General features: G+C 61.1%; 24 protein-coding genes and 1 tRNA gene. 16 read left to right on the forward strand and 9 right to left on the reverse strand.

Features of this window, described 5'->3' with window-relative positions; genetic code table 11:
• Positions 1-12 precede the first annotated feature (12 nt).
• The 3 genes from CK222_RS27140 (at position 13) to CK222_RS27150 (ending at position 4,529) form a co-directional block, all read left to right on the forward strand.
• Entirely contained in the window at positions 13-2,655 is a 2,643-nt protein-coding gene (locus CK222_RS27140; RefSeq protein ID WP_176477753.1) for a DUF5801 repeats-in-toxin domain-containing protein, read from the forward strand.
• Between the two features lie 72 nt (positions 2,656-2,727).
• Positions 2,728-3,096, forward strand: a complete 369-nt coding sequence (locus CK222_RS27145) for a hypothetical protein (protein ID WP_067325506.1) — start codon at positions 2,728-2,730, stop codon at positions 3,094-3,096.
• Positions 3,097-3,122: 26 nt separating this feature from the next.
• Positions 3,123-4,529: a penicillin-binding protein activator gene (locus CK222_RS27150; protein WP_245433303.1), complete on the forward strand. Its 1,407-nt coding sequence runs from the start codon at positions 3,123-3,125 to the stop codon at positions 4,527-4,529.
• 263 nt (positions 4,530-4,792) lie between these two features.
• Here the strand turns inward: CK222_RS27150 and CK222_RS27155 are convergent, their stop codons facing one another.
• From CK222_RS27155 to CK222_RS27180, 6 genes are all read right to left on the reverse strand, one after another.
• Positions 4,793-5,323, reverse strand: coding sequence for a prepilin peptidase (locus CK222_RS27155; RefSeq protein ID WP_067325502.1), 531 nt, complete (start codon positions 5,321-5,323; stop codon positions 4,793-4,795).
• On the reverse strand, positions 5,320-5,865 hold the full coding sequence (locus CK222_RS27160) for a tetratricopeptide repeat protein (protein WP_095802499.1): 546 nt from the start codon (positions 5,863-5,865) through the stop codon (positions 5,320-5,322). The genes CK222_RS27155 and CK222_RS27160 overlap by 4 nt, the downstream gene beginning before the upstream one ends.
• A 52-nt stretch (positions 5,866-5,917) precedes the next feature.
• Positions 5,918-6,868, reverse strand: a complete 951-nt coding sequence (locus CK222_RS27165; protein WP_067325496.1) for a type II secretion system F family protein — start codon at positions 6,866-6,868, stop codon at positions 5,918-5,920.
• Positions 6,869-6,884: 16 nt separating this feature from the next.
• Positions 6,885-7,856 (reverse strand): type II secretion system F family protein, encoded by a 972-nt coding sequence (locus CK222_RS27170; RefSeq protein ID WP_067325493.1) that lies wholly within the window; start codon positions 7,854-7,856, stop codon positions 6,885-6,887.
• A complete protein-coding gene (locus CK222_RS27175) occupies positions 7,856-9,241 on the reverse strand; it encodes a CpaF family protein (protein ID WP_067325489.1) in 1,386 nt (461 codons plus the stop codon). The genes CK222_RS27170 and CK222_RS27175 overlap by 1 nt, the downstream gene beginning before the upstream one ends.
• A gap of 119 nt (positions 9,242-9,360) precedes the next feature.
• Positions 9,361-10,443 (reverse strand): phosphatase PAP2 family protein, encoded by a 1,083-nt coding sequence (locus CK222_RS27180; RefSeq protein ID WP_141247137.1) that lies wholly within the window; start codon positions 10,441-10,443, stop codon positions 9,361-9,363.
• A gap of 519 nt (positions 10,444-10,962) precedes the next feature.
• Between CK222_RS27180 and CK222_RS27185 the strand changes: the two genes are divergently transcribed.
• The 10 genes from CK222_RS27185 to CK222_RS27230 all read left to right on the forward strand — a co-directional run bounded on the left by CK222_RS27185 (position 10,963) and on the right by CK222_RS27230 (position 19,093).
• Positions 10,963-11,142, forward strand: coding sequence for a Flp family type IVb pilin (locus tag CK222_RS27185; protein WP_067325482.1), 180 nt, complete (start codon positions 10,963-10,965; stop codon positions 11,140-11,142).
• 81 nt (positions 11,143-11,223) lie between these two features.
• Positions 11,224-12,255 (forward strand): Flp pilus assembly protein CpaB, encoded by a 1,032-nt coding sequence (gene cpaB, locus CK222_RS27190; protein WP_067325480.1) that lies wholly within the window; start codon positions 11,224-11,226, stop codon positions 12,253-12,255.
• Between the two features lie 109 nt (positions 12,256-12,364).
• Positions 12,365-13,756 carry a type II and III secretion system protein family protein gene (locus CK222_RS27195; RefSeq protein WP_245307569.1) on the forward strand — a complete coding sequence of 464 codons (1,392 nt, stop codon included), beginning with the start codon at positions 12,365-12,367 and terminating at the stop codon, positions 13,754-13,756.
• Positions 13,743-14,030 (forward strand): hypothetical protein, encoded by a 288-nt coding sequence (locus tag CK222_RS27200; protein WP_067325475.1) that lies wholly within the window; start codon positions 13,743-13,745, stop codon positions 14,028-14,030. The genes CK222_RS27195 and CK222_RS27200 overlap by 14 nt, the downstream gene beginning before the upstream one ends.
• A gap of 68 nt (positions 14,031-14,098) precedes the next feature.
• Positions 14,099-15,601, forward strand: a complete 1,503-nt coding sequence (locus CK222_RS27205; protein ID WP_095802500.1) for a pilus assembly protein TadG-related protein — start codon at positions 14,099-14,101, stop codon at positions 15,599-15,601.
• 62 nt (positions 15,602-15,663) lie between these two features.
• Complete coding sequence (locus tag CK222_RS27210) at positions 15,664-16,134, forward strand: TadE/TadG family type IV pilus assembly protein (RefSeq protein WP_280951796.1); 471 nt, start codon at positions 15,664-15,666, stop codon at positions 16,132-16,134.
• 41 nt (positions 16,135-16,175) lie between these two features.
• Complete coding sequence (locus CK222_RS27215; protein WP_245307567.1) at positions 16,176-16,772, forward strand: TadE/TadG family type IV pilus assembly protein; 597 nt, start codon at positions 16,176-16,178, stop codon at positions 16,770-16,772.
• On the forward strand, positions 16,769-17,932 hold the full coding sequence (locus CK222_RS27220; RefSeq protein ID WP_095802502.1) for an AAA family ATPase: 1,164 nt from the start codon (positions 16,769-16,771) through the stop codon (positions 17,930-17,932). The genes CK222_RS27215 and CK222_RS27220 overlap by 4 nt, the downstream gene beginning before the upstream one ends.
• A 55-nt stretch (positions 17,933-17,987) precedes the next feature.
• On the forward strand, positions 17,988-18,551 hold the full coding sequence (locus CK222_RS27225) for a L,D-transpeptidase (protein ID WP_176477755.1): 564 nt from the start codon (positions 17,988-17,990) through the stop codon (positions 18,549-18,551).
• Entirely contained in the window at positions 18,548-19,093 is a 546-nt protein-coding gene (locus CK222_RS27230; protein WP_095802504.1) for a hypothetical protein, read from the forward strand. The genes CK222_RS27225 and CK222_RS27230 overlap by 4 nt, the downstream gene beginning before the upstream one ends.
• 43 nt (positions 19,094-19,136) lie before the next feature.
• Here CK222_RS27230 and CK222_RS27235 read toward each other — a convergent pair whose 3' ends face one another.
• Positions 19,137-19,673: a hypothetical protein gene (locus tag CK222_RS27235; RefSeq protein WP_095802505.1), complete on the reverse strand. Its 537-nt coding sequence runs from the start codon at positions 19,671-19,673 to the stop codon at positions 19,137-19,139.
• A 131-nt stretch (positions 19,674-19,804) separates the two neighbouring features.
• Between CK222_RS27235 and CK222_RS27240 the strand changes: the two genes are divergently transcribed.
• Positions 19,805-20,506: a thermonuclease family protein gene (locus CK222_RS27240; RefSeq protein ID WP_095802506.1), complete on the forward strand. Its 702-nt coding sequence runs from the start codon at positions 19,805-19,807 to the stop codon at positions 20,504-20,506.
• 252 nt (positions 20,507-20,758) lie between these two features.
• Positions 20,759-21,505 carry a GGDEF domain-containing protein gene (locus CK222_RS27245; protein WP_245433305.1) on the forward strand — a complete coding sequence of 249 codons (747 nt, stop codon included), beginning with the start codon at positions 20,759-20,761 and terminating at the stop codon, positions 21,503-21,505.
• Positions 21,506-21,571: 66 nt separating this feature from the next.
• Here CK222_RS27245 and CK222_RS27250 read toward each other — a convergent pair whose 3' ends face one another.
• Both CK222_RS27250 and CK222_RS27255 read right to left on the reverse strand, forming a co-directional pair.
• Positions 21,572-23,002: an NAD-dependent succinate-semialdehyde dehydrogenase gene (locus CK222_RS27250; RefSeq protein WP_245433315.1), complete on the reverse strand. Its 1,431-nt coding sequence runs from the start codon at positions 23,000-23,002 to the stop codon at positions 21,572-21,574.
• Between the two features lie 380 nt (positions 23,003-23,382).
• Positions 23,383-23,457: transfer RNA gene (locus CK222_RS27255), tRNA-Thr, on the reverse strand.
• Between the two features lie 224 nt (positions 23,458-23,681).
• On the opposite strand from CK222_RS27255, the gene CK222_RS32540 reads away from it, so the two are divergent.
• A complete protein-coding gene (locus CK222_RS32540; protein ID WP_095802509.1) occupies positions 23,682-23,858 on the forward strand; it encodes a hypothetical protein in 177 nt (58 codons plus the stop codon).
• The last annotated feature ends 98 nt before the right edge of the window (positions 23,859-23,956 follow it).

Consider the following 23,956-nt stretch of genomic DNA (forward strand, 5'->3'; position numbering starts at 1 on the left):
TTCACCTATACGGTGCAGGACGCCTTCGGAAACACCAACACCTCAACCATCACCATCTCCATCAAGGACGACGTGCCTTCGATCGTGCTGAGCGGCACGCCGGCACCGACGCTGAATGTGGACGAGAGCTACCTGACGGCGGCGACCAACGGCATTGCCGGCTCGGGCGCTGGGCCTTCCGGCTCGACCTCCGACACGCAGAGCTTTGTTGGTGCCTTCACCGTGGTGCAAGGCGCCGACGGCGCCACCACCAGCTACGGCGTGAGCATCTCCTCCCAGGGCGTGACCTCGAACCTAATCGACTCGGCGACCGGCCAGGCAGTGGTGCTGACGCAGACTGGCAGCACCGTTTCGGGTTACGTGACCGGCCACAGCGGCGATCCGGCCTACTTGGTGTTCACCCTTTCAGTTAATACCTCGACAGGCCAGGTGACGCTCACGCAGGACCGCGCGGTGCACCAGAACACGATCGACCACCCGACCGACAGCTCCGAAGGGATCACCCTGACCTCGGGCCTGGTGACGCTGACGGCGACGGTGACGGACGGAGACGGCGACAAAGCTTCGCAGTCGCTCGACCTCGGCTCCAAGGCCACCTTCCATGACGACGGTCCGTCGATCGCGCTGAGCGGCGCCACCGCCCCAACGCTCGAGGTCGATGAAAGTTACCTGGCGAACGGCTCGACGCCGAACGCTGCGCTGACTTCGGCCACGGCCGCCTTTGCGGCGATGTTCACCGTGGTGCAGGGCGCCGACGGCGCCACCACCAGCTACGGCGTGAGCGTCTCCTCGCAGGGCGTGACTTCGAACCTGATCGACTCGGCAACTGGCCAAGCAGTGGTCCTGACGCAGAGCGGCGGCACAGTTTCGGGCTATGTGACCGGCCACAGCGGCGATCCGGCCTATCTGGTGTTCACACTGGCGGTGAACGCAGCAACCGGCCAGACGACGCTGACGGAGTTCCGTGCCGTACACCAGAATACTGCGGACAATCCGACGGACACTTCCGAAGGCATCAGCCTGACCTCCGGCCTGGTGACGCTGACGGCAACGGTGACCGACAACGATGGTGACCACGCCTCCCAGTCGATCGATCTCGGTTCCAAGACCACTTTCCATGATGACGGCCCGTCGCTGGGTTCCTTCACGTCGGGCACCATCCCGAACGAGGTTGGATCGGTCGCCGGCTTCTTCTCGCTGGTGCCGGGCGCGGACGGCATTGATCACTTCAACATCACCGGTCCTGCAATCACCGGCATCGCCTATAACACGACGATCGCAGCAGATGGGACGACCGTTCTCCATGCGATGGCGGGCGCGACAGAGGTGTTCGACCTAGTAGTAAGGCCGGATGGAACTTATCAGTTCGACCTGCTCAAGCCCGATGCAGGGACGACAGTTACGTATTCGCTGCAGAACCTTCCCGCCGGCGGACCGAACTGGCGCGAAACCAATGACGGCCATATCGAATTTTCAAGCCCCGACGGCATCAATTCCAACAACAACGGATTTGGCGTCGCGAACACCTTCGTTGGCGCAAACGAATCCTTCACGATGGAGTTCCACACGGCTGGCACCGGAATTGGTGTCGACAATCCGCCCAGCACCAATGCTGAGATGAATGACTCCGTGAGTTTGGTTGTCAACTCGCTGAACGGTTCGGGGGGAACCTATCACTGGGTTGCGACGAACACGCTTACCAACACGTCCGTGTCCGGCGACATCTCCATCACCGCAACGGGCACATACGTGATCGATCCGTCGATCAGCTTCAACCAGTTGCAGGTCAGCGCGGTCAACGTCCCCGGGCAAGGCGCTCAGTTCTCGAACGTTTCCCTCACGCATAACGTCTTGCCCCAGGATCAGAACCTGGCGTTCACAGTGTCGGCCACCGACAAGGATGGCGATACGACCGGCACACAGCCTATCGCCGTTCACGTTGTGGCGGCGGATGGATCGGGCAACTACACGCTCACCGGAACGGCGGGCAACGACGTGCTCGCCGGCAGCACACATGCCGACACGATCTCTGGCGGAACCGGGACCGACCTCGTCGACTATACCGGCAGTGTCGCGGCGATCTCGATCCATCTGGCCGATGATGGCCATGCATCGGGTGCACCGGGGACGTTCAGCAACCCGACTGCGGGCACAATCGGCGGCGGCGATGCTGCCGGCGATACGCTCACCGGCATCGAAGGGCTAATCGGCGGCTCCGGCAATGACTATCTGTTCGGCAATTCCAGCGACAACTATCTCGCAGGCGGCGCCGGCAACGACACACTCAATGGCGGCGGCGGCAACGACACCCTGATTGGTGGACTCGGCCAGGACACGCTCACCGGCGGCGCGGGAGCCGACACTTTCAAGCTCGACCACCTCGAACTAAACATCAAAGATCTCATCACCGATTACAACGGCGCAGAGGGCGACAAGATCGACTTGACATCGCTGTTCGACGCGGCGCCCGCCGGCAACATCAGCAACTACGTGCACTATGACAGCGGGACCGGCACGCTGAGTGTCGACACCAGCGGTTCGGGCAACCCGGCCAACTTCGTGGACGTGGCGCAGCTGACGAATACACCTGCCGCCGGCACCATCACGATCCTCTACGACGACAACACACATGCACAGCACACTGTCACCATTTAGCACTTATGCACGACTGCAATCGCATGCTAAGCATAAGCAACGCATGAATTCGCAATTTGGAGAGGGGCTTACATGAAACATTCCGTAAGACTGCTGGCTTCGGCCGTGGCGGTGCTGCTCGCCGGATCGACCGGCTTTGCCGCAGATATCATTGGCGAGCCGGCAGTGAATTATTGCCGCACCGTCGGCACCTCGGACCTGGTGCTGACCGACAACATAGTCGAGCTCAAGGACAGGGTGGTCAAGCTGATGGACGACTCCGTCGCGGTCGCCAACAGCCCGGAATGGATCAACTCGTCGCGCCCCGCCTTCGTCTGGGCATCGGAAGCCAAGGTCGCCTGCGGCAAGGCCTATGGCTACCTCAAGACCAACTACAAGGACGAGGACTATCTCAACAAGTGCGAGTGCTTCCACGACCGCATGGTCGAGTACATGCACTGAGCTGACGGGCGCGCCGACCAGCTGCGATGATGGCCAAGAGAGCCTGGGCGGAGGCCGACGCTTCCGCGCGCCCGGCGCCGGTTGCCGTGCCTGCCGGCGTGGCGGGGCATTTCCGACGCGACTTTCCGCGAGCCTTCGAGCAGTTCATCGTTTCAGGCAAACGCCAAACTGCTGCGACTACTCGTTTTTGCGCAATTGCGGACGGGAAACTGCTGCGCAGTTTCCCTGGAATTGCTGCGGCGCTCGCCTTTGCCTTTGTCGCGGCGATCTCCGGCTGCCAGTCGAAGAACGGCGCATCGGAGGTGCTCGATCCCGCGGCGATCGCCGCGCCTAGCAGCCAGGCCGGAGCCACCACCGCCGCGCCCGCGCAGCTGACCGCCAGTTCCGCAGCGACCGCCCCCAAGGGCAATCTGACGCTCGGCACGGGCCCGACCAAGATCGCCATGCTTTTGCCGCTCTCCGCCCCCGGCAGCGCGGGTGAGAACGGCAGGAAGATGTATGATGCCGCGCGGCTGGCAATGGCCGATCTCGGCGACAAGCTGGTGACGCTGACCATCGAGGACACGCGCGGCGACAGCAGCTATGCCAAGGACCTGGCGGTGAAGGCGATCACTTCGGGCGGCGTGAAAATCGTCATCGGGCCGGCCGAGCTTGCGGCGGCGCAGCACCTTGCCAAGCTCTCCGGCACGCAGCGGCCGCCGGTGCTGGCGCTGGCCGACAATTTCGCCGGCGGCCCGGGCGTCTATTCGGTGCGGCTGAGCGAAGCCGACAGCGCGGCGGCGGGCGCGGCAGCGGTCGCCAGCAAGGGCGCCAAGAAATTCGTGCTCTTGGTGCCGGCGGGCGCGAACGCCAGTGCCGTCGAGGCTCGGGTCGCCAACGCGCTCAGCATCTATGGCGCGACGCTTGCCGTGACGCTTCCCTATTCGGCGTCGGACGCCACCAAGGTGGTATCCGACATGGGCTCGCTGGTCGAGGCGCCCGACGCCGTCGTCGTCGCCAGCGGCGACGGCAGCCCTGTCGCCGTGCTGGCGGCGCTGAAGGCGAAGGGTATTCCGGGCAAGGCCGTAAGCCTGATCGGCACCGAACGCTGGCTCGAGCGCCCGATCGATCCGCTTTATGAGGGTGCCTATATCGCGACGCTCGACCAGAGCGAGACCGGACCGATCGCTGACCGTTTCAAGGCGACCTACAACTACCAGCCCGACGTCAACGTCGCCTACGCCTATGACATGGTGGCGCTGTCGGCCGGCATAGCAAGCTCGGTCGGCCCGAACGGTTTCTCCAAGCAGGTGCTGGAAAACGCCAGCGGCTTCCGCGGCTCGACCGGCCTGTTCCGCTTCCGCGCCGACGGCTCGAGCCAAAGATCGATGCCGTTTTTTAAGGTGGAAAAGGGAAGACTGAAGCTGGTCGAGAAGCAGACCGCGGGGTTTTGAAATTTCACTCGGGTGGTGCCGTTGGATTTTCTCAGAAAGCTTCTGATTTTGGCTGTTGTCGGCGCGCTTGGAGCTGGCGCCGTCGCGCTCATCGAACGCCTGATGTTTGAGGCGCAAAGCCAGCAGTCTCAGGGGAGCCTCCATCTCTCATTCCGAAGAAGCCGGTGCGGCAATGGAGGTGGCGGCTCACTTAGCTACCGATGAAGACCGTTGCTTTGGAGCACGTTGTGTCGGGAGTTAGTCGGCACTCAATTAAGCCGCTGCTACATTCCTGAGTTGGCAGCCACCGTAACGGTCGCGAATATCTGGAATGCTGTTGCGCAGATTGCCGCCGCGGCTATCGGTACGCCGAATGGGACCACCCCTTTGCGGTCGAGATGCTGGACATACAGACGGAACGCACCTTCAGGCAGCATGAAAGGGAACTTCATGACTGCCGCTGTTGCGAGGGCAAACAGCAGAAGCAAGATCGAGAACGCAGCGAGGCCGCTGCCCCCGATCACGAACGGCATAACCGCCATCAACTTCACGTCGCCGGCGCCCAGCTTGCGCAGAACCCAGAAGGGGAAGAGCACGACGAACAGTAGTAATGCCGCGAGTGCACTCAATCCCATGTCCCACCACGACCCAGCCTCAACGGAGACCAGTTGCAAGGAACCAAGGCCCAGGAAAAGGAGCAGGAGGACGTCGCGATTCGATATCTTCTGGGTTTTAAAGTCGGTCCAACCAACCATTGCCAGAAGAGGGATAGTAAGCGCCTTGAACAGGAGCGATACGGCGAGCAGAGGGCTCATGACCGCTCTATGTTCCGCACGCTGGACGACAGCAGCTTCAGATTGTTGGCCACGGTCGGATCGTTTGGCGCAAGCTCATAGGCCTTGAGGAAATTGGTGCGCGCCTGCTGCAGCTTACCGCGCAGCAGGTAGGAATAGCCGAGATTGTTATAGTATTCCGGCGTCGCGCCGAGCAGACGGTAAGCCCGGCTGTAGGCCATATCGGAAAGATCGAAACGACGAATGCGGTCGCAGGAAGCCGCAAGACCCAGCCAGGCGATGCCATCATTAGGCGCCAAACGTGTGGCCTTGTAGAATAGGGCCCCGGCGTTGCCATAGTTTTCGGAGCGGAACTGGGTCTTGGCTTCGGTAACCGCCTGGTCCGAAGCATAGTAGTCGACGTCGCTGATCGTCTTCAGCCCGTCGAAGGCATCGCCGAAGGCGGTGTAATCGCCTTTGGCGGGCTCGTTGGTGCGAACCACGCCGTCGGCGATGTCTTTTGTCTGGCAACCTGCAAGGAAAATAAGCAGCAGGCTGGTCGCGACTGCGAGGCGCTTTGTCATTGTGTGTCCCACGAGTCCCCGACTCTGTCTGAGAACCTAATCATATGATGGCTTAGAAGAAAATGCCTTTCATGCGGAGAATGACCGGCAGCATCACGACCATCATCACCACCGGGAAGATGCAGAGACCAAGAGGAATCATCATCTTGACCGGCAAGGCGTTGGCCTGCTCTTCGGCACGCAGGATTCTTTGGGTGCGCATTTCGTCGCTATAGACACGCAACGCCTCCGTAAGGCTGGTGCCGAGTTCTTCTGACTGACGAAACAGCACGGCGAGAGCCTTCGCTTCGTCTAGTCCGACGCGGTCCGCAAGTTCACGTAGCGCCTCCCGCAACGGTTTGCCGGCCCGCAATTGAAGATTCATGATCGAGAGCTGAATGCCAAGCCATTTGTGGGTGCCGGCCAGTTCGCTGCCGACGCGTTCGACCGCAGCCTCAAGGCTCATGCCGGCATCGGCGCAAGTGATCATCATATCCATGAAATCGGGAAATCCGCGCCGGTAGACCTGCTTTTGCGAATTTTCAAAGCGATCAAGCATGATGCTGGGGACGACGATGCATCCCAATCCGATTAGAGCCGCCCCGGCAAAGGCAAGCACACTGGGCAGTTGTGGCGGCAGCAAGTTAAAAAACAATGCGTAGCTGGCGAGAAAGCCGACACATACCGCACCTAGGCGAGAAGTGGCGTAGATGATGGGAGCGCTCGGTTGGTGAAAACCGGCACGGAAGAGCTTTGCTTCCAGCGCGTTGGGTTCACCGCGCTCCTTCTCAAGGGCTTTGAAATAGGCATCGACCGGTCGCTGGGCCGAGATTTTATTGATTTCCTGCTGTGCTGTCAGCGAGCGGCGACTTGCTATCCCCTCCGACAAAAGGCTGTTGGCGATGCGCCTTCTCGTCTGAAGGACAGGCGCAATTATCAGAGCGACCAACAAGAAGAGCGCGCCCGCTGCGAGGAATACAGCGACCGACAGCAACACCGACGAATTTCCGAGATCATTCAACAAAGCCGGTGTCCCAGTCCTAGAAATCGAAATTTACCATGCGGTACATGATGTAATCACCCAGGAGAGCCCAGGATCCGAAGATCACGAATACCGGCATAATGAGTGGATTGTCCCAAACGTCGCCATAATAGCTTGGGGCAATTGCCAACAGGATGAGGAACATCAGCACCGGAAAGAGTGAGATGATCCACGCCGACATCCGGCCCTCGGCCGACAGGGCCCTGATCTTCAGGCGAAGCTTGCGCCGCTCGCGTAGAACCGAGGCCAGATTGGACAATATTTCTGTGAGATTGCCCCCGGTTTTCGCCTGAATGGAAAGCGAGACCGACAAAAGGTGCAATCCTTCGAAACCGACACGCTCCGACAGTTTACGCACCGCCTGCTCAAGACTCAGACCAAACGAGATCTCATCCGAGACAATGCCGAACTCGGTCCCAAGGGGATCGGGCATTTCACGTGCTACCAGCCCGATCGCCACCGTCGTCGGATGACCCGCGCGGAGCGAACGCACGATCATGTCGAGGGCGTCAGGAAGTTGGCCGGCGAATTTGGTGATTCGCTTATTCCTGGCTCGTCTCATCACGAGCAAAGGCAGAGCGAATGCAACAAATAGAAATGTTAGGCTCGCGACGATAATCGGGGATCGTAGGAGAAGCACTGAGATCAATGCAAGCACAAGGCCCGCCAGCACGAAGACAACTGCGAAACTGATCGGGTTGCCGGTTATGCCAGACTGTGTGTAGAGCCGATTAAGTGCCACGGCTCCAAAAGCAAAGTCGCCCGATGTCGTCAGGCCCCGCTCTTGGAGAAGCCCTTGCAAGGTTTGTTCCACTGGAGCAGCCGCGCTCATCGCTTGAAGGCGGCGGTTTATGATGCCCGCCCTCGCACGCGAGCCTGCGATGGAAACATACGTCACCTCCACCGCTAGGATGACAGAGGCGGCAGCTAGGACGTAGACTAAATAAAGCAGCGTTTGGCCGGACAACATCAGAGCGGTACCTGCGGATTGAAGGCGTCCTTGGCGAAATGATATCCCAAGGTCGCGACTTCAGTCGCAAAACGCGGCCGAACGCCTGTCGCGCGGAACTCGCCGACAATGGTGCCGTCGGAAGCGACATCGCGACGAACGAAATGATAGATTTCCTGGAGCTGCACGACATTGCCTTCCATGCCGGTCAGCTCCGAAATCGAGACAACCCGCCGCCCGCCGTCCGATAGGCGCTGCGTCTGCACGATGATGTCGATGGCCGAAGCGATCTGCGCCCGGATCGAGTCATTGGTCATCGGCATGCCTGCCATGCCGACCATCTGCTCGAGACGCGAGATGGCGTCTCGGGGTGTGTTGGCGTGGATGGTCGTCATCGAACCTTCATGGCCTGTGTTCATGGCCTGCAACATGTCAAAGGCTTCCTCGCCGCGAACTTCGCCGACGATGATGCGGTCAGGCCGCATGCGCAGAGCGTTCTTAAGCAGCTCACGCTGGCGGACCTCGCCTTTGCCCTCTATATTGGGCGGGCGCGTCTCCAACCGGCCGACATGCGGTTGCTGCAGTTGCAGTTCCGCCGCGTCCTCGATGGTGACTAAGCGTTCCTTGGCTGGGATATAGCTCGACAAAGCATTCAGCAGCGTGGTCTTGCCGCTGCCGGTACCGCCAGAAACGAGGATCGACTTGCGTGCCTGCACGGCAATCCGCAGCAACTCAATCATCGGCTGGCGGATCGAGTTGAAGGCCATCAGGCGTTCGAGCGAATAAGGGTTCTTCGAGAATTTGCGGATCGACACCAGCGGACCATCGACCGAGATCGGCCGCACCGCGATGTTGACGCGCGAACCGTCATCCAGGCGGGCGTCGACCATCGGGGCTGATTCATCTACTCGCCTGCCGATGTTCGATACGATCTTGTTGACGATCCGCAGAAGATGCGCCTCGTCGCGAAATCGGATCGCGGTCTCTTCCAGTACACCGCGGCGTTCGACGAACACATGCTTGTGCGTGTTGATCAGGATGTCGGCGATCGAATCATCCTTCAACAGGGGTTCAATCGGGCCAAGCCCCAGCATCTCGTCCGCGGTGTCGCTAGTGAGCTGGTCCAGTTCGCGCGCGTTGAGCGGTACGTTTCGGCCGCGCACGAACTCACGAACGATCGGCCGAATCTCATCGAGGATTTCGCCCTTCGTCGCGGTTTCCAGGGCGGTCAGATTAAAACGGTCAATGAGGTGACGATGCAGATCTACCTTCAACGCCAGGAATTCATCGCCGTTCGGCGTCATGTCCGGAACGGCAGGAACCGGCGTGGCGGCAGGCACTGGTAAGCGCTGAGCGGGCTGTGAAGGGGGTTGCTCGGCCGCCGTTTTGATGAATCGACCCAGCATTTCACACAACCCTCAAGACACTAACCCAGGAACTGATATACGGACAGCAACTCGCAAGAGCGTGTTGCACATGCTCCACAGCAACTTCAGACGTAGCATGAGGAATGACCAGCGCGGCACTATCGGGCTCCAATCCGCTGTCGCCGTGATGGTTTCGGCGCCGTTGAAGGTCGAGCGATCCAGCCAACCATTCGGATGGAAATCGCGGCAATAACGACTCCGGCCAGAATATCGACCAAATAGTGACTCCCCTCCGGAGGCGTCGCCAGAATCATCAGCACATTTAGAACGAGAGCGGGAAAGGCAACGTATCGGATGCCGCGCATGGAATAGGCGAACATCACGGCCAGGGTGGAGTGGAACGACGGGAAGGTCACGAGCCCTTCCGGATGCACTATGTCGAACGGCTTGAGTTCGCGGAGCGCGTGGAGTTGATCAAGGTGCCGCGTCGAAGCGCCTGGACTGAAGGACGTCAGTATTTCAGATGATGGGTGGAAAAAGTCGAACGCCCCCGCTGCGGGTACAAACGTCATCACAAGGCACGTCAGCGTGCCGGAGAGGCCAAAATATGCAGTGAATTCCTGCAGCCGGTCCGTTCGGCGCGTGAGCGCCAGCACAGCCGGGAGAACCAGCAACTGGATCTTCAAACTGGCATATGCCGCGGAAATGGTCGAGGCTATCAGCGGATGGCTGTTGAGCCACGCTGTATAGCCGACCCAATTGAAACCCAGCACCGAGTCCATTGAGGCGAGATAATCGTCCATCAACGGGCGGCTCGTCGCGGTGGCGAGATAAGAATAGAGAAGCAACGGAAAGGAAAGCAGAGCGGTAGCAACCAGAGTCATAATCCATGCCTGGATGCGAGCTGCGAAGTCGCTCAGTACGCCGCCATGCCTGAGGGCGACACGACCGAATTGATAGCGCAGCGCGCCAAAAACAACCCACAGAAAGAGCAAAGGGGCCATCGCGACAGCCAAATCAAGGCGCAGTGCTGATTGAATGGCAACGGTCGAGAACGGCAACCAAATCAGACTTGCTGACATGAGGCCGGCGAGCAAGGCAAAATTTAATACCGTCAGCCTTATGTTGGGACGGACTGAGGCCCATCTTTGGGCAGAGTCGCCTTTTCGGAATTTCGGCAATCCCACCGCTGCCGATAGGTCCATCATGCCACCGGCCTGCCCCGAGCCCTTAATCTGCATGAGCTCCACCCGACCCCACACCTTGCCTTAGCCTTCGCTAATTGCTCCCAGAACGAAACTAACTGTTAACCACATGATGGGCAAGCGGCCTGGAGGACACAGTGGAGTTTTACTTGCGACATAGTTAAGAAATAGGGATTTAAGAAATCGTTTTATTTTGCCCTACTCCAAGCTCACCGACCAAAGTCCTAGGACCTTTGTCACCACATCGGCGGTCACGCCCCTAACCCACTTAATATAAATCCATATGTCATACCTCTAATGTGTTTCCCCATGGACAGGGGTGTGGCCGAATTGTGAATGAATGGTTAAGATCGCTTGAAAATCGAAGCGAATCAAGCTGTTGTCAAAATTGAGAAAGTCTCAAATCGAGTATTGAAGGGTTAAGGGACCGTTAATCCGTTTGACTCGGCTTTTTTGCGGGACAAGGATTGAACGTGACGGGGGATGCTTGGGTATGGGGTACATTCCTTGGCTCTGTCTCGTCGGGTTCAACCTCCAAGTGTGGGAGACATTCGCATGAAAAAGCTCATGACGTTGACCCGGCAGTTCCGCGACGATGAGAACGGCGCTGCTATGGTCGAATATACAATTCTCCTCGGCATCATCACGGTGGCCGTGATTGCGACCGTGGTCCTGGTCGGCGGCTGGGTGGGCACCAAGTGGACCGCATTGTGGACGGCGATCTCCGCCCATTGATCGGCAGTCTTCGACTATCCATCGGCGCCGGGGTCATACTTGGCGCCGATGGTGCCTAACACAATTCAGCGGGGGCTGGCGATGCGTGCAAATACCGTAATCATGATCATTCTCGCCAGCGTCTTCGGCGTGCTGGCGGTCGTGCTTGCCAATATGTGGCTTGCCAATCAGCGGAGTGCGATGGCCAAGCCCGATCTGCCGCGCGATACGATCGTGGTGGCCGCGGTGCCACTCAAATTCGGCGACTCGCTGAGCGACGACAAATTGCGGGAGATCCCATGGCCCGCGGGAGCGGTTCCGGTCGGCGCCTTCAAGACAAGCAAGGATCTCCTGGCTGGTGAAGGAACCAAGCAGGCGTTGCAAGCCATCGGCGTCAATGAGCCGGTGCTTTCCACCAAGATCACAGGCCCGGGCCAGCGCGCGACGCTTTCGGCCGTGCTGTCGGAGGGGATGAAAGCCGTCTCCATCCGCGTGAACGACGTGCTCGGTGTCGCAGGATTTGTCTTCCCGGGCGACCGAGTCGACGTGCTTTTGACCCGCACCGTGCGCAGCAGCGACGGTCCCGACAAGAGCTTCGTTGACGTGCTGCTGCAGAGCGTCAAGGTGCTTGCCGTCGATCAGGTGGCCGACGAAAGCAAGGACAGCCCGACGGTCGTCAAGGCGGTCACGGTCGAGGTCAACACCAAGGACGCGCAGAAGCTGACGCTTGCTGCCGGCGCCGGACAATTGTCGCTGGCGCTGCGGCAGGCGGCAGGCAACAAGGGCGAGTCGACGGAGCGCGTGACGCTCGCCGACCTGACCGGCGACACGCCGGAAGATGTCGCTAAGAGACAGGCGGAACTGGACAGGCAGAAGGCAGCCGACGCTGCGGCCGCCGAAGAACGCAAGCGCGCCGACGACAAGATAAATGGATTAGCCCAAGCCGTGGAGCGGGTTGGGAGCCAGATCGACCAGTTGAGCAAGGTGAAGCCTACTGTGGCACCCGCACCACAACCGCAAGAAGTTATAAAGGAAGTGGTCAAATATGTGCAGCCGGCGCCGCCAGCCCGCGCTACAATCGGCGTATTTCGCGGCGTGAAGCTCGAAACATACGACGTGCCGCGACAGAGATAGCGAAAGACGCATTCGGATGGGGGGTCCGGGTGGGTCCGCAAGGGGGACGATCTAGATGCGAATTCTTCGAGGATCACTGGCCGTCGCGGCTTTGGCCTGGTCCTGTCTTATGTTGCCGTTGAGCCCCGCAGTTCACGCCGCGGACCGCTTCATCGATGTGTCGAGCCCGTCGCTGCACCGCGTGTTCGTGCCCGTTTCCCAATCCGCCACGATCCAGGTCAACGCTACACTGGGCGACATCGTCGTTGGCGACGAAAAGATCGCCGATGCGCAGCCGATGACCGACAAGACGCTCTACATCATCGGCAAGAGCCTCGGCACCACGACGGTAAATCTGTTTTCCGAGGACAAGCGCTCCCTGGGTGCCATCCAGATCGAGGTCGGCCAAGATGTCAGCGATATGGCGGCAGCTATCCGCCAGGTGGCGCCGAAAGCCCGCATCGAGATCGGTTCGATCAACGGCAAAGTTCGGCTGAGCGGCCATGTCAAGGACGCCGCGACCTTGGCGCAAATCGTCGAAGTCACACAGCAGTATGGACCTGACTCGATCATCAACGCAGTCACTATCGATGACAGCGAGCAGGTCAATCTTTCGGTGCGCATCCTTGAAGCCAAGCGTAATGCCGGCCGCGACCTCGGGGTCTCGATCAGGAGCACAAATGGGAGCGGGACGACGCGGACCGGCACCGGCGTTGCCGCAGTAGATAAGGACGGAGTCGTGCTTGGGCCCGGCGACCTTGTCAGCGGCCTGCTGTCCACGGCGAGTCCGTTTGGAGCACTGATTACCCGCGTTATCGACAGCAACGTCAAGGTCGATCTTATCATTGAAGCACTGGAGTCGAAAGGCGTCGTGCGTCTGTTAGCGGAACCGAATCTCACGACGGTTTCCGGCGAAACCGCCAGCTTCAACGCAGGCGGCGAAGTGCCGATCCGCAGCGTCAACAGCCAGGGCGAGATCGAGATCGTATTCAAGCAGTTCGGCGTCAATCTCAACTTCACGCCGGTGGTGCTGGATGACGGCAAGATCCATATCAAGCTGGCGCCGGAAGTGAGCGACCTGACCGGCTTCACGCCCGCCGGCGACCCGATCTTCACCAACCGCAAGCTGGCAACCGTGGTCAACCTGCGCGACGGCCAGAGCTTCGCGGTCGGCGGTCTGCTCTCCAGCAAGAACACCAGGCTTCAGGATCAGGTGCCGTGGCTGGGCCAGGTGCCTATCATCGGTGCGTTGTTCAAGAATTCGAGCACGCAGAAGGAAGAGACGGAGCTGGTCGTTGTCGTCACGCCGCATCTTGTGCGACCGGTAAAGCCCGGCGACCAGTTGGCAACGCCTTTCGACAAGACGAAGCCGTCCAACGATCCGGAATTGTTCCTGCTCGGCCAGCTCGAGGTCAGCAAGGACATGATCCGGAAATACGAGTTGGGCGACGGCGTCACCGGCCCTTACGGCCACATGCTGGATGTAAAATCGAAGGATAAGCTGGTCTATGTCAAGAAATAAGCTCCTGCTTGTCCTGCTCGGTTCCAGCCTGCTTGGAGGCTGCGCCGCGGACTATCTGAACAACTACGACACGATGACCTTGGCGTCGGGCGACTCGCAGAAAGCCAACCAGCTGCTGCAGACGGTCGATCCGTACAATCCGGCTTCCAACAACACCAAGATCGAAGGCGACGGCGCACGGTCCGTCGGCGTCGTGCAGAAATATAAGCTTCCGCCGGCGCCGGCGCCTACAACAAATATGACGGTCAACGTCGGTCCGGCCGGTACGCAGTGAAATGAACGAAAGGATGCGGTTGTATCAGGCATGCGAGGAGCCTGACAACCAGGGGTAAGGGTAGGGTCATGTTGGGGACCATGCGCAGGTTCTGGCGCGATCAGCGAGGCATAGCGCTGCTGCTCGTTACCATCATGTTGCCGGCGATCATCGGCTTCTCGCTCCTGGCGATCGACATGAGCCGGGTCAACAACATGCACAACGACCTGCAGAAGGCGGGAGACGCAATGGCCCTCGCCGCGGCTGCGGAACTGGATGGCCGCACCGATTCGATCGTCCGCGCCGACCGGGCGCTAGCGACCCTGGTGAGCAACCAATATACCTTCTCGACAGCCAACGTTCCGCAAATATTACTCGCCGCAGGCGTGACGAGGACCTACCTACGGTCACTTCCGGCATCCGACAGTACTGCTATCGCAGCAGCCAATATCATCACCGACGAAGTGACGGATGCGCCGAACGCCCGGTTCGTCCGCGTGACCGTGACGCCTGTTGGTTTCGCGGCCATATTCCCGGCGTCGTTCTTGACCGGAAACACCGCGAACAACAGCTTCAATGTCGGCGCGGTGTCTGTCGCAGGGTTTACCTCCGGTGTCTGCAACTACACACCCGTCTTCATCTGCAATCCCTATGAAATGGTCAACGGCACCAATTCCGCTGGCGGCGTTACACTCGAGGAGGCCGTGGCCGATACCTCTATCCGCCGGCGCCTGATCGAACTCCGTACAGTCGGAAACAATGCTGCATACGGCCCGGGCAATTTCGGCTTCCTGGCGCCGCCGGACGGTGTCGGCAATGGAGCGCAGGCGCTTGCGCAGACAATCGCAACGTCGAGGCCGATCGGCTGTTATTCGTCCCAAGGCGTGAGCACCAAAACCGGCCAGAACACCGGCCCGATTCAGGATGCGTTCAACGTACGCTTCGGTATCAATCCCAGTGGCAATGCCTTCAACAGCGCGGAGTACGGCCCCGCCTCGAATGTGCGGAAGGGAGCGTCGACCGCCGGAAATGGGAACGGCAACGGCAACAGCAATCAGTGCCCCAGTTACAATCAGCTGACGTTCAACGCTACCGGCAACATGGGCCTGCCGCGCGATGCCGCTACACCTTATATGGGCGGCCGGATGGGCGACGGGAACTGGAACTTCTCCAGCTATTGGAGCACCAACTTCGGTGGAACCAGCTATCCATCCTCCTGGAACACGACTGCGCCGACCCGGTATCAGGTCTACAAATACGAGATTGCGAACAATCTGGTCGGAACCGCCTCCGCGGGTGGAGAAGTAGGAACACCGCCGAGTTCCTGCCAGCCCCCGGTGACAACCGTCGATCGTCGTCTGCTTTACGGCGCGATTCTCAACTGCAACGCGCTGGAAGCCGCCGGGAACGATCTGAACGGCAACAGCACCAATCTTCCCGTCGAAGCGTTCGCAAGCTTTTTCCTGACTGAGCCCGTTCCGGGTGCCAGTGCAGGTGGCTCCGTTTTTGTCGAACTCGTCGACATAACGGGTCGCGGCGGTGCGGGGACGCTCGACAGTTTCCTCCGCGACGAAGCCCAGCTTTATCGGTGACGAAAATGCTTGGCATTATCCTTCGTCATCTTGCAAAATTTCGGCGCGACCAACGCGGCGCAGTGTTGATCGAGATGACCCTTGTCGCACCGTTGATGCTTACGCTTTCAGCTGGCGTGTTCGAGTTCGGCAATCTCATCCACGACAAGCTTCTGATGGAGGCCGGACTTTCCGACGCGGCCCGTTTCGCTGCGCGATGCAACAGCCAGATTTACACGGATGCCGGGCTAGCGGCGATAGACTGCGCCGACATAGCCACCAACATCGCTGTCTACGGCAAGCCGGCCATAACTCAGACGGACGTCGCGCGAATCTCAGGTTGGCAGAAAGCCAACGTCACCGTAACGATCGGGACCGGCTGCCACGATGCGGTGGTTGCCGGCGTCACGCAGTATAGATCCACGACGGCGCAAGTCTGCATCGTCCAGGCAGACGGGACGTATGCCTATACCGGCGTCGGCATGCTGTCACTCGTCGGCATTGGCCCGATCACGCTGAGCGGCTCACATCAAGAACGGTTGATGCGGTTCTGACCATGATCAGGCGTTTCGCAAAATCCGAGGACGGTGCGGCCATGGTCGAGATGACCATCGTCGCGACCCTGCTCTTTGCGTTGACGCTCGGATTCGTCGATTTCGGCTACGCCTTCTATCAGTGGAATGCGGCGACCAAGGCGGTCCAGGTCGGAGCGCGGCTGGCCTCAATATCGGATGCCGTCGCGACCAATCTTGCCACCGCCGCACCGACGGCCAATCCCGGCGCGCCGGTCGTCGCCGGCGCTTACGGTCCGTTCGTTTGCAGTTACACCGGTGCCACGGGATCTTGCACAAATAATGGCGGGTTCAATGCCGCCGCATTCAGTCGGGTATTCCGCGGCGATACGGCCAATACCAGCGACGATGCATGCCCGGCCCTTACGGCGGGCCAGAGACCCGGGATGTGCCACTTCTTCCCAGGCCTGCTGCGCAGCAACGTTGTCGTCACCTACATGGCAACCGGGCTCGGTTACCAGACTCGCCTCGGTGGTCCCGTGCCGACCATCACGGTCAGCCTGCAAAACCGAACCTTCCAGTTCTTCTTCCTCCAGGGACTGATGGGGTTCGCCAACATCAACGTGCCTTCCATGCTGAGTACCGTAACGGGTGAAGATTTAAAGAGTACCTGGCCATGAACGCCATCGACACCAGAGTCCTGCCCACGAAACGCAAGCAAGTGGCGCTGTTTTCGTCGGATGCGAATTTCAGGCACGACGTGACCACCCGGCTCGACGCGCTGGCGATCTACGACGTCAGAGTTTCGGAGGCGGTCGAGTTCCTCAAGGGGCCGCCGGTCGATGCACGTCCCGGCATCATCATCCTCGATCTCGGCGATGGCGAGCTGCTCGGCAACAATGCGCTCGTCGAGGCGCGCTCGGCCTGGGCGTCGGTGCCGCTGATCGCGGTCTCGGGCGAGCTGACGTCGGAGCAGACCCGGGTGCTGGTGCGCATGAATGCCTCGGACTGGCTGCACAAGCCGCTCGACCCCAAGGAGCTGCTCAACGCCGTCACCTTCCACGACACCGGCAACCAGGGCACCAAAAGCCGCATCGTCACCTTCATTGCCGCCAGCGGCGGCGCCGGCGCGACCACGCTGGCGATCTCGGCGGCGGAGCATCTCGCCTCGAAATCGGCCGAGCGGGCGGCCTCGACCTGCCTCGTCGACCTCGACTTCCAGAGCGCCAATTGCGGCGCCTATCTCAACCAGTTCAACCAGTTCGATCTTGCCGGCATCATCGGCCAGCCGGAGCGGCTCGATGTCGAGCTGATGGATGTCATCAAGCTGTCGCGGCCGTCCGGCCTCACGCTCTATTCCTTCGAGCGGCCGCAATTGCCGTTCGAGCCGCGCGGCGCCGATTTCGTCTTCCGGCTGCTGGACCTCGTCGCCTACCGCTTCGACGACATCGTCATCGACCTGCCCAACATCGAGACGCCGTGGCACGAGTCGGTGCTGCGCACCAGCGACGAGATCTTCATCGTCTTCGAGCTCAACGTCGCCTCGCTCAGGCAGGGCAAGCGGCTCTACAAGAAGATCCGCGAGCTGCGCGGCAATGGCGTCTCGATCACGCTGGTCGCCAACAAGCACAAGCGCAAATGGTTCGGCAACCACTTCTCGCGCAGCGAGCTGGAGAAGATCTTCAAGGCGCCGCACATCAAGTCGCTGGTGCTTGACAACGCGTTGCTGGCCGATGCGCTGAACCGCGCCATCCTGCCTTCCGAGGTAGACGGGCGGGCGCGCTTCAACAAGGACCTGAAGCGCATGTTCAAGGAGCGGCTGGACAATGCCCAGCGCTAAAGCCATTCCGGGAAATCTGCGCAGCGGTTTTCCATCCGGAATTGCGACAACGCCAATGCGGCGGATAGCGACAGGCCTCGCCGGCGCTTGCCTGATCGGCATCGCGCTGGCGGTGCCTTGCGATTTCGCGGATGCCGGGTCGGGACTGCCGCCGCTTCCGGCCATGGGCCCCAGCCTGCGCAAGACGGTCGCCTTCCAGACCGGCGAGCAACCGGGAACGATCATCATCCGCAAAAGCGAGAAGGCGCTCTATCTGGTCACGAACAAGAGCCAGGCGCTGCGCTACCAGATCAGCGTCGGCCGCGACGGCTTCGGCTGGACCGGCACCGTCAAGGTCGCCGCCAAGACCGAATGGCCGGAATGGCGCCCGCCCAAAGAAATGCGGGTCCGCCAGCCGGAGCTGCCAGCGATGGTGCCCGCCGGCCCCTACAATCCGCTCGGCGCCAGGGCGCTCTATCTGTCGCGCGACGGCCGCGACACGCTCTATCGCATCCATGGGACCAACGATCCCAAAGGTGTCGGCTTCGACGGCACGTCCGGATGTTTTCGGCTGACGAACACGGATGTGATAGATCTCTTCAAGCGCGTCGCGGTGGGCGCAAAGGTGGTGGTTGAATGACGATGATCAGCGAGACGGATATTCCGGCAATCGAACTCAGCGAACGGGAAAAGGCGCCGGGCAGGCCGAGCCGCGCGAGAACCATCGGCGTGGTCGCGGCCGGCGCGGTCCTCGTCACCGCCATCAACGTCACCGCCGCCTTCTATCTCTATCGCGGCGTCAACGACCTTCGGGCATTGGAGGCGCGGCTGGACCAGCTCGGCCAGTTCGAGCAGCGGATCGGTGCCCGCATCGATACCGTCAACAACGGCTTTCAGAGCCGGTTCGAGACGCTGGACCGGCAGCTGCAGGCGAGTTTCGGCCAGATAAACGGCAATCTTTCCCGGCTTGAGCAGAGCCAGCCCGTCGCCGCCGATGCCGAAACGCCGCGGGCGCCAGAGCCCAGTTTCGCGAACACGACCGTGGCCGAGGCCTCGGCAGGTGAAAACCCCTCCGTCGGCGCGCCGGCATTCAAAGGCAAGGCCGCGCCGCCCGGACCCAATCCGTCCTATCAGCGCATCCAGCAGGCCGACGGTAAAGTCTACTACAAGAAGATCAACTGACGCGGCATCGGGCGATAGCGGAAGGCATTCCGATCAGCGGGGTCTACAGATCACGCTGCAGCGCCAGGATGCGGACGGCGCGGGCTTCGGCGCGCAGCCTCGCCTCGCGCAGGAAGGCGACATGGCAATAGGCGCAGGCCGCAAGGCCAAGGCACAGCACCATGCAGTTTTTCAAGCTGAAGTCGATCGCCAGCGAGAATTGAAAGCCGCGCGGCGCCGTGAAATTGGCGATCGTGCTCGCCGTTTCCGAACGGCTGCCGGCCGCTATCATCAGACCGGCGAACATCAGAGCGGCATGGTTGGCGAGGAAAAAGCCGGCGGATCTCTTGGCATGGCAAGCCATCCAGCAGGCGCCTGACGCAACGACGATGACGGCGGCATCGACGGCCATCGAGCCGCCGAGATAGAAGTCCACCTGCTGCCAGAACATCGTCGAGAAGGGGCGCAGCTCGAGCCAGATGCGCCACATGGTCGGGCTGGCCGAATAGGTTCCGAGCAGAAACGTCGCCGTCCGTTCCGCCGCCAGCAGGAACAGCATGAGAGCCGGGAAGGCAAAGAGCAGTGTCGGCTTGCGCGTCATGTCATCCCCCTCGACATCCGATGCTCGATTGTAGGCCGCATTGGTTGCGCGAGACTTAACGCAAAGCCTTGCTTTTCAAGCGATGTCATCGGCGCCTAATCTATGATCCGGTGAAACGACGAGGCGGCGCTTTGGGCGAGGCGAAATCGACCGGCCGGCTTGCCACGACGCTCGGCAGCCTCGGGCTGGTCGCCGGCGCGCTGCTGGTCGCCGCGTCGAGACACTGGTTGCCGCTCGACCTCCCCTCCCCGCCCGCCCAGGTCGCGAGCGAAGCCCGACCTGCCTCGCGCATCGCCGTCCACGACACGCGGCCAGGCCAGCCGGCGCGCAGGATAGCCGAGCACCTCATCGCGCCGCCGCCGCTCGACGTGGCGGGGATCGAGCGCATCGAGCCCCGCCCTCCGCTCGGCGAGCTCGGCCTCGCCGTGCCGCCGAAGACGCCGATGCCGCAGGACTGGCGTGAGACGCTGCTCTATCGCCCGGTCGCCACCTCGTCGGCGATCTTCGAGTCCATGGGGCGCAGGGTGATCGTCAGCGGGACCATCGAGGTCGATCCCGCCAGAACCTGCGCGTTCGGCGACGTCATCTGGCCCTGCGGGCAGCGCGCCCGCGCCGCCTTCAATGCCTGGCTGCGCGGCCGGGCGCTCAAATGCGTCCTGCCGCCCGATGCCGACCGTTTTGCCATCGCCGCGCCGTGCATGCTCGGCAAACAGGATGTCGGCGCCTGGCTGGTTGCCAATGGCTGGGCGATGGCGTCCCCCTCGGGCATCTACGGCAAAGCCGAATCCGTCGCCAGGGCTGCCAAGATGGGCGTCTTCGGCCCGCCGCAATAGAGCATACCCGGAAAGGCGCGCAACGGCCTTGCCTGCGCCATTGCGTAAAAACGGAATGGCTAAAGCAGCTCGGCGATCCTACCAAACGCTGACCTGTTTCAGCGACGAATCAGATCGAAGCGAGAACCGGGCCGCAGCCGTCGGCGCCATCCAGGGAGAAAGACACTGATTTCCTTCAAATTGTAGGCCACGCTGAAACGGAAATCGTAACACACCGCCTTTATGCCAATGCGTCCAACAGGAGATTGGCCAGTGAGTATAAAAACCGAGACCGCGCCGGCAGAGGCCTGGAAGCATGTCGTCTGGCTGACCCTGCTGGGCACCGCGGGCTGCGTCGGCCTGTCGCTCGGCCTCAACTATCTGCTGCTGCTCAGCGACGCGTTGACGCCGTTCGGCCGCAGCGTCATCACGGCCGCCCTTCTGCCCATTATCATCGGTCTGCCGCTTTTTGCCTTACTCGGCTGGAGAGAGGTCGAGATCCGCCGTTACCGGCAGGAGCTCACCAGATCCGGCACCTACGACCATCTGACCGGCTGCCTCAACGGGGCCGTGTTCACGTCGATGGTCGACAGGCGAGCCGCCAGACCGGCCGGGCCGCGCTCCGGCGCTTTTCTCGTCATCCATCCGGAGCATCTTTCGGCGATCAATTTGCGCTTCGGCCTCGAATGGGGCGACGAAGCCTTGCGGCTGATCGCCACCGCCATCAGGTCCTCGGTGCGCAAGGAGGATCTGATCGGCCGCATCGGAACGGCGATGTTCGGTGTTTTCCTCGCGGGCGCGACCGAGGAGGACGCCAAAGAGATCGGCAAGCGCGTCCGGGAAGCGGTCGGGCAGATCTATTTCGCGCCGAAAGGCGACAAGGACGTGCTCGCCATCCGCGTTGGCGGCGTCGTCTTCGAGCATGAATTGGCTTTCGAAGACATGTTCCGCTCGGCCGAGGAAGGATTATCCGAGTTGCAGGACGAGACCGGCTTTCACTTGTCCCATTTCACCAACTGAGCGGCGCGATCAGCAGCCAACCCCCGCCGGCAACCTGGCGTGGGCTGCGGTTCAAATCTCTGCGTCTCAGATGCCGCCCATGCAGAGATATTTCATCTCAAGGTAATCCTCGAGGCCGTGGCGGGACCCCTCCCGCCCGATGCCGGACTGCTTGACGCCCCCGAAGGGTGCTGCTTCCGAGGACATGCGCCCGGTGTTGATGCCCACCATGCCGTATTCCAGGGCCTCCGCCACACGCCAGACGCGCTTCAGGTTGGATGCGTAGAAATACGCGGCTAGTCCGTAAATGGTGTCGTTGGCCTCACGCACGACCTGATCGCCATCCTCGAAACGGATGACGGGGGCCAACGGCCCGAATGTCTCCTCCCGCGCCACCGTCATGGCGCTGGAGACGTCGGTAAGGACCGTCGGCTGGAAAAACGTGCCGTCTCTGGCGATCCGGCCTCCGCCGCACCGGATCGCGCCGCCCTTTGCCACGGCATCGGCGATGTGGGATTCGATCTTGGCGAGCGCCCGCCTGTCGATCAGCGGGCCGATGGCGACGCCGGGATCGAAACCGTCACCGACCTGAAGCTCGCCGACCCGCCGCACGAATTTGTCGACGAACTCATCATGAACGTCCGATTGGACGTAAAGTCGGTTCGCCGAAACGCAAGTCTGGCCGGCATTGCGGAACTTCGCCTGGACCGCCCCATCCACGGCGGCATCGATGTCGGCGTCGTCGAAGACGATGAAAGGCGCATTGCCGCCGAGCTCGAGACTGACCTTCTTGATCTGGTCCGAGCACTGGCGCATGAGCAGGCGTCCGACCTCGGTCGAGCCGGTAAAACTGATCTTGCGCACTTTGGGATTGTGGCAGAGCTCGCACCCCACCGCGGCACCCTCCGAGGCATAAATGAGATTTACAACACCATCGGGAAAGCCGGCCTCGGCGGCAAGCGCGAACATGGCACCTGCAACAAGCGGCGTCTGTTCGGCAGGCTTAAGCACAATGGCGCAGCCTGCCGCCAGCGCCGGTGAGATCTTGCGCGCCACCATCGATGCGGGAAAGTTCCATGGTGTGATGGTGCCGACGACGCCGATCGGCTGCTTGATCACCAGCATGCGGCGGTCCGTCGACGGTGCCGAGATCGTCTCGCCATAGATGCGATTGGCCTCCTCGGCATACCATTGCAGATACGCCGCCGCATGCGAGACTTCCGATCTGGCTTCGGCGAGCGGCTTGCCCATCTCCGCGGTGAGGATCGCCGCGAGATCGTCGGTGTAGGTGACGATCAGTTGATGCCACTGCCACAGCATTTCGCTGCGCTCCCGGGCCGTCAGCCCCGCCCATTCGGCCTGTGCGGCATAGGCCTTGTCGATCGCCGCGCGCGTCTCCGCAATCCCCATGTCGGGAAGTTCCGCCAGCAATTCGCCCGTCGATGGATTGAAGACCTCGAACGTGCTCCCGCCAACCGGCGTGCCAAGCGCCGGCACACGGTCGATAGCGCCGAACAGGTCAGGGGATTTCAGGTGGCGCAGGATCGGCAGGCACAGGGGCAATACCAGTCTCCTCGTTCAAAGGCTGACCTTGCAGAAGGCCAAGATGTATTCCGCACGTCCGCGCCTCTCAAGGACTGAGCGTGATCGTTGGAGCTTCTTGGCCTTGGGTCTCCCAGCTTTAACCGTTCTTGTGGTCTTCGCCACGGGAATACCGACCTTTCCGTCCAGCGGAAAATCAGCAAATTGGAGGGGCGCGTTGTCGAAGGTAATAGACGCCGGTCGTCTTCCATCGCCCAGGGTCTAGACAGTCTCGAGCTAACACCACCCCTGTGTACCAGACAGGCGCCGAAAAAACCAAGAAAGTCAGATAGCTATTCCCAATCAAAGGGATAGGATGGTGCTGCGAGAGAGGATTGAACTCTCGACCTCTCCCTTACCAAGGGAGTGCTCTACCACTGAGCTACCGCAGCCTGCGATGGCGGCGCTTCTGCCATAACGAACCGGCAAGCGCAAGGCCAAGAAAACCTTAAAACGACGCATGCCTTCGTGCGAAATCGCTGCGCGGTTTTCCCGCGGCATGTGTCGAATGCCGCGGCTGTGGAGGCCGCTTGCGAGCAGGCTTCGATGACATGGCGGCGCCACAATGTTAACTATGCCTGAGCCACAGCCGGCTATCCGCCGGCGAGGACCGGCGATGAACGACAAGCCAAATCCGCCGAAAAAACGCGACGGCGAGCGCAAGGACCGGCTGGCCGAGGCGCTGCGTGCCAACCTGCAGAAGCGCAAGGCGCAGGCCCGTTCGCGGCGGGATGGCAATCCTGATGATCGGCCGGAAGGATTGCCGACTGCTGGAAAAATGCACAAGGACTAACCGAAATCAGCCACACTGGCCGATCACACTCGGTCCACACATGGGGAAATCCTATTTCTTGAACCGCACCGGCCGATAGTCTAGAGCCGGATATACTC

Source organism: Mesorhizobium sp. WSM3866 (genome assembly GCF_002294795.1).
Lineage (GTDB): Bacteria > Pseudomonadota > Alphaproteobacteria > Rhizobiales > Rhizobiaceae > Mesorhizobium.

Bases quoted from the DNA above. Each gene is read 5' to 3' on its own strand.
- CK222_RS27145 (WP_067325506.1), top strand. From the start codon at position 2,728: ATGAAACATTCCGTAAGACTGCTGGCTTCGGCCGTGGCGGTGCTGCTC.
- CK222_RS27150 (WP_245433303.1), top strand. From the start codon at position 3,123: ATGATGGCCAAGAGAGCCTGGGCGGAGGCCGACGCTTCCGCGCGCCCG.
- CK222_RS27155 (WP_067325502.1), bottom strand. From the start codon at position 5,323: ATGAGCCCTCTGCTCGCCGTATCGCTCCTGTTCAAGGCGCTTACTATC.
- CK222_RS27160 (WP_095802499.1), bottom strand. From the start codon at position 5,865: ATGACAAAGCGCCTCGCAGTCGCGACCAGCCTGCTGCTTATTTTCCTT.
- CK222_RS27170 (WP_067325493.1), bottom strand. From the start codon at position 7,856: ATGTTGTCCGGCCAAACGCTGCTTTATTTAGTCTACGTCCTAGCTGCC.
- CK222_RS27175 (WP_067325489.1), bottom strand. From the start codon at position 9,241: ATGCTGGGTCGATTCATCAAAACGGCGGCCGAGCAACCCCCTTCACAG.
- CK222_RS27180 (WP_141247137.1), bottom strand. From the start codon at position 10,443: ATGCAGATTAAGGGCTCGGGGCAGGCCGGTGGCATGATGGACCTATCG.
- CK222_RS27185 (WP_067325482.1), top strand. From the start codon at position 10,963: ATGAAAAAGCTCATGACGTTGACCCGGCAGTTCCGCGACGATGAGAAC.
- cpaB (WP_067325480.1), top strand. From the start codon at position 11,224: ATGCGTGCAAATACCGTAATCATGATCATTCTCGCCAGCGTCTTCGGC.
- CK222_RS27195 (WP_245307569.1), top strand. From the start codon at position 12,365: ATGTTGCCGTTGAGCCCCGCAGTTCACGCCGCGGACCGCTTCATCGAT.
- CK222_RS27200 (WP_067325475.1), top strand. From the start codon at position 13,743: ATGTCAAGAAATAAGCTCCTGCTTGTCCTGCTCGGTTCCAGCCTGCTT.
- CK222_RS27205 (WP_095802500.1), top strand. From the start codon at position 14,099: ATGTTGGGGACCATGCGCAGGTTCTGGCGCGATCAGCGAGGCATAGCG.
- CK222_RS27215 (WP_245307567.1), top strand. From the start codon at position 16,176: ATGGTCGAGATGACCATCGTCGCGACCCTGCTCTTTGCGTTGACGCTC.
- CK222_RS27220 (WP_095802502.1), top strand. From the start codon at position 16,769: ATGAACGCCATCGACACCAGAGTCCTGCCCACGAAACGCAAGCAAGTG.
- CK222_RS27225 (WP_176477755.1), top strand. From the start codon at position 17,988: ATGCGGCGGATAGCGACAGGCCTCGCCGGCGCTTGCCTGATCGGCATC.
- CK222_RS27230 (WP_095802504.1), top strand. From the start codon at position 18,548: ATGACGATGATCAGCGAGACGGATATTCCGGCAATCGAACTCAGCGAA.
- CK222_RS27235 (WP_095802505.1), bottom strand. From the start codon at position 19,673: ATGACGCGCAAGCCGACACTGCTCTTTGCCTTCCCGGCTCTCATGCTG.
- CK222_RS32540 (WP_095802509.1), top strand. From the start codon at position 23,682: ATGAACGACAAGCCAAATCCGCCGAAAAAACGCGACGGCGAGCGCAAG.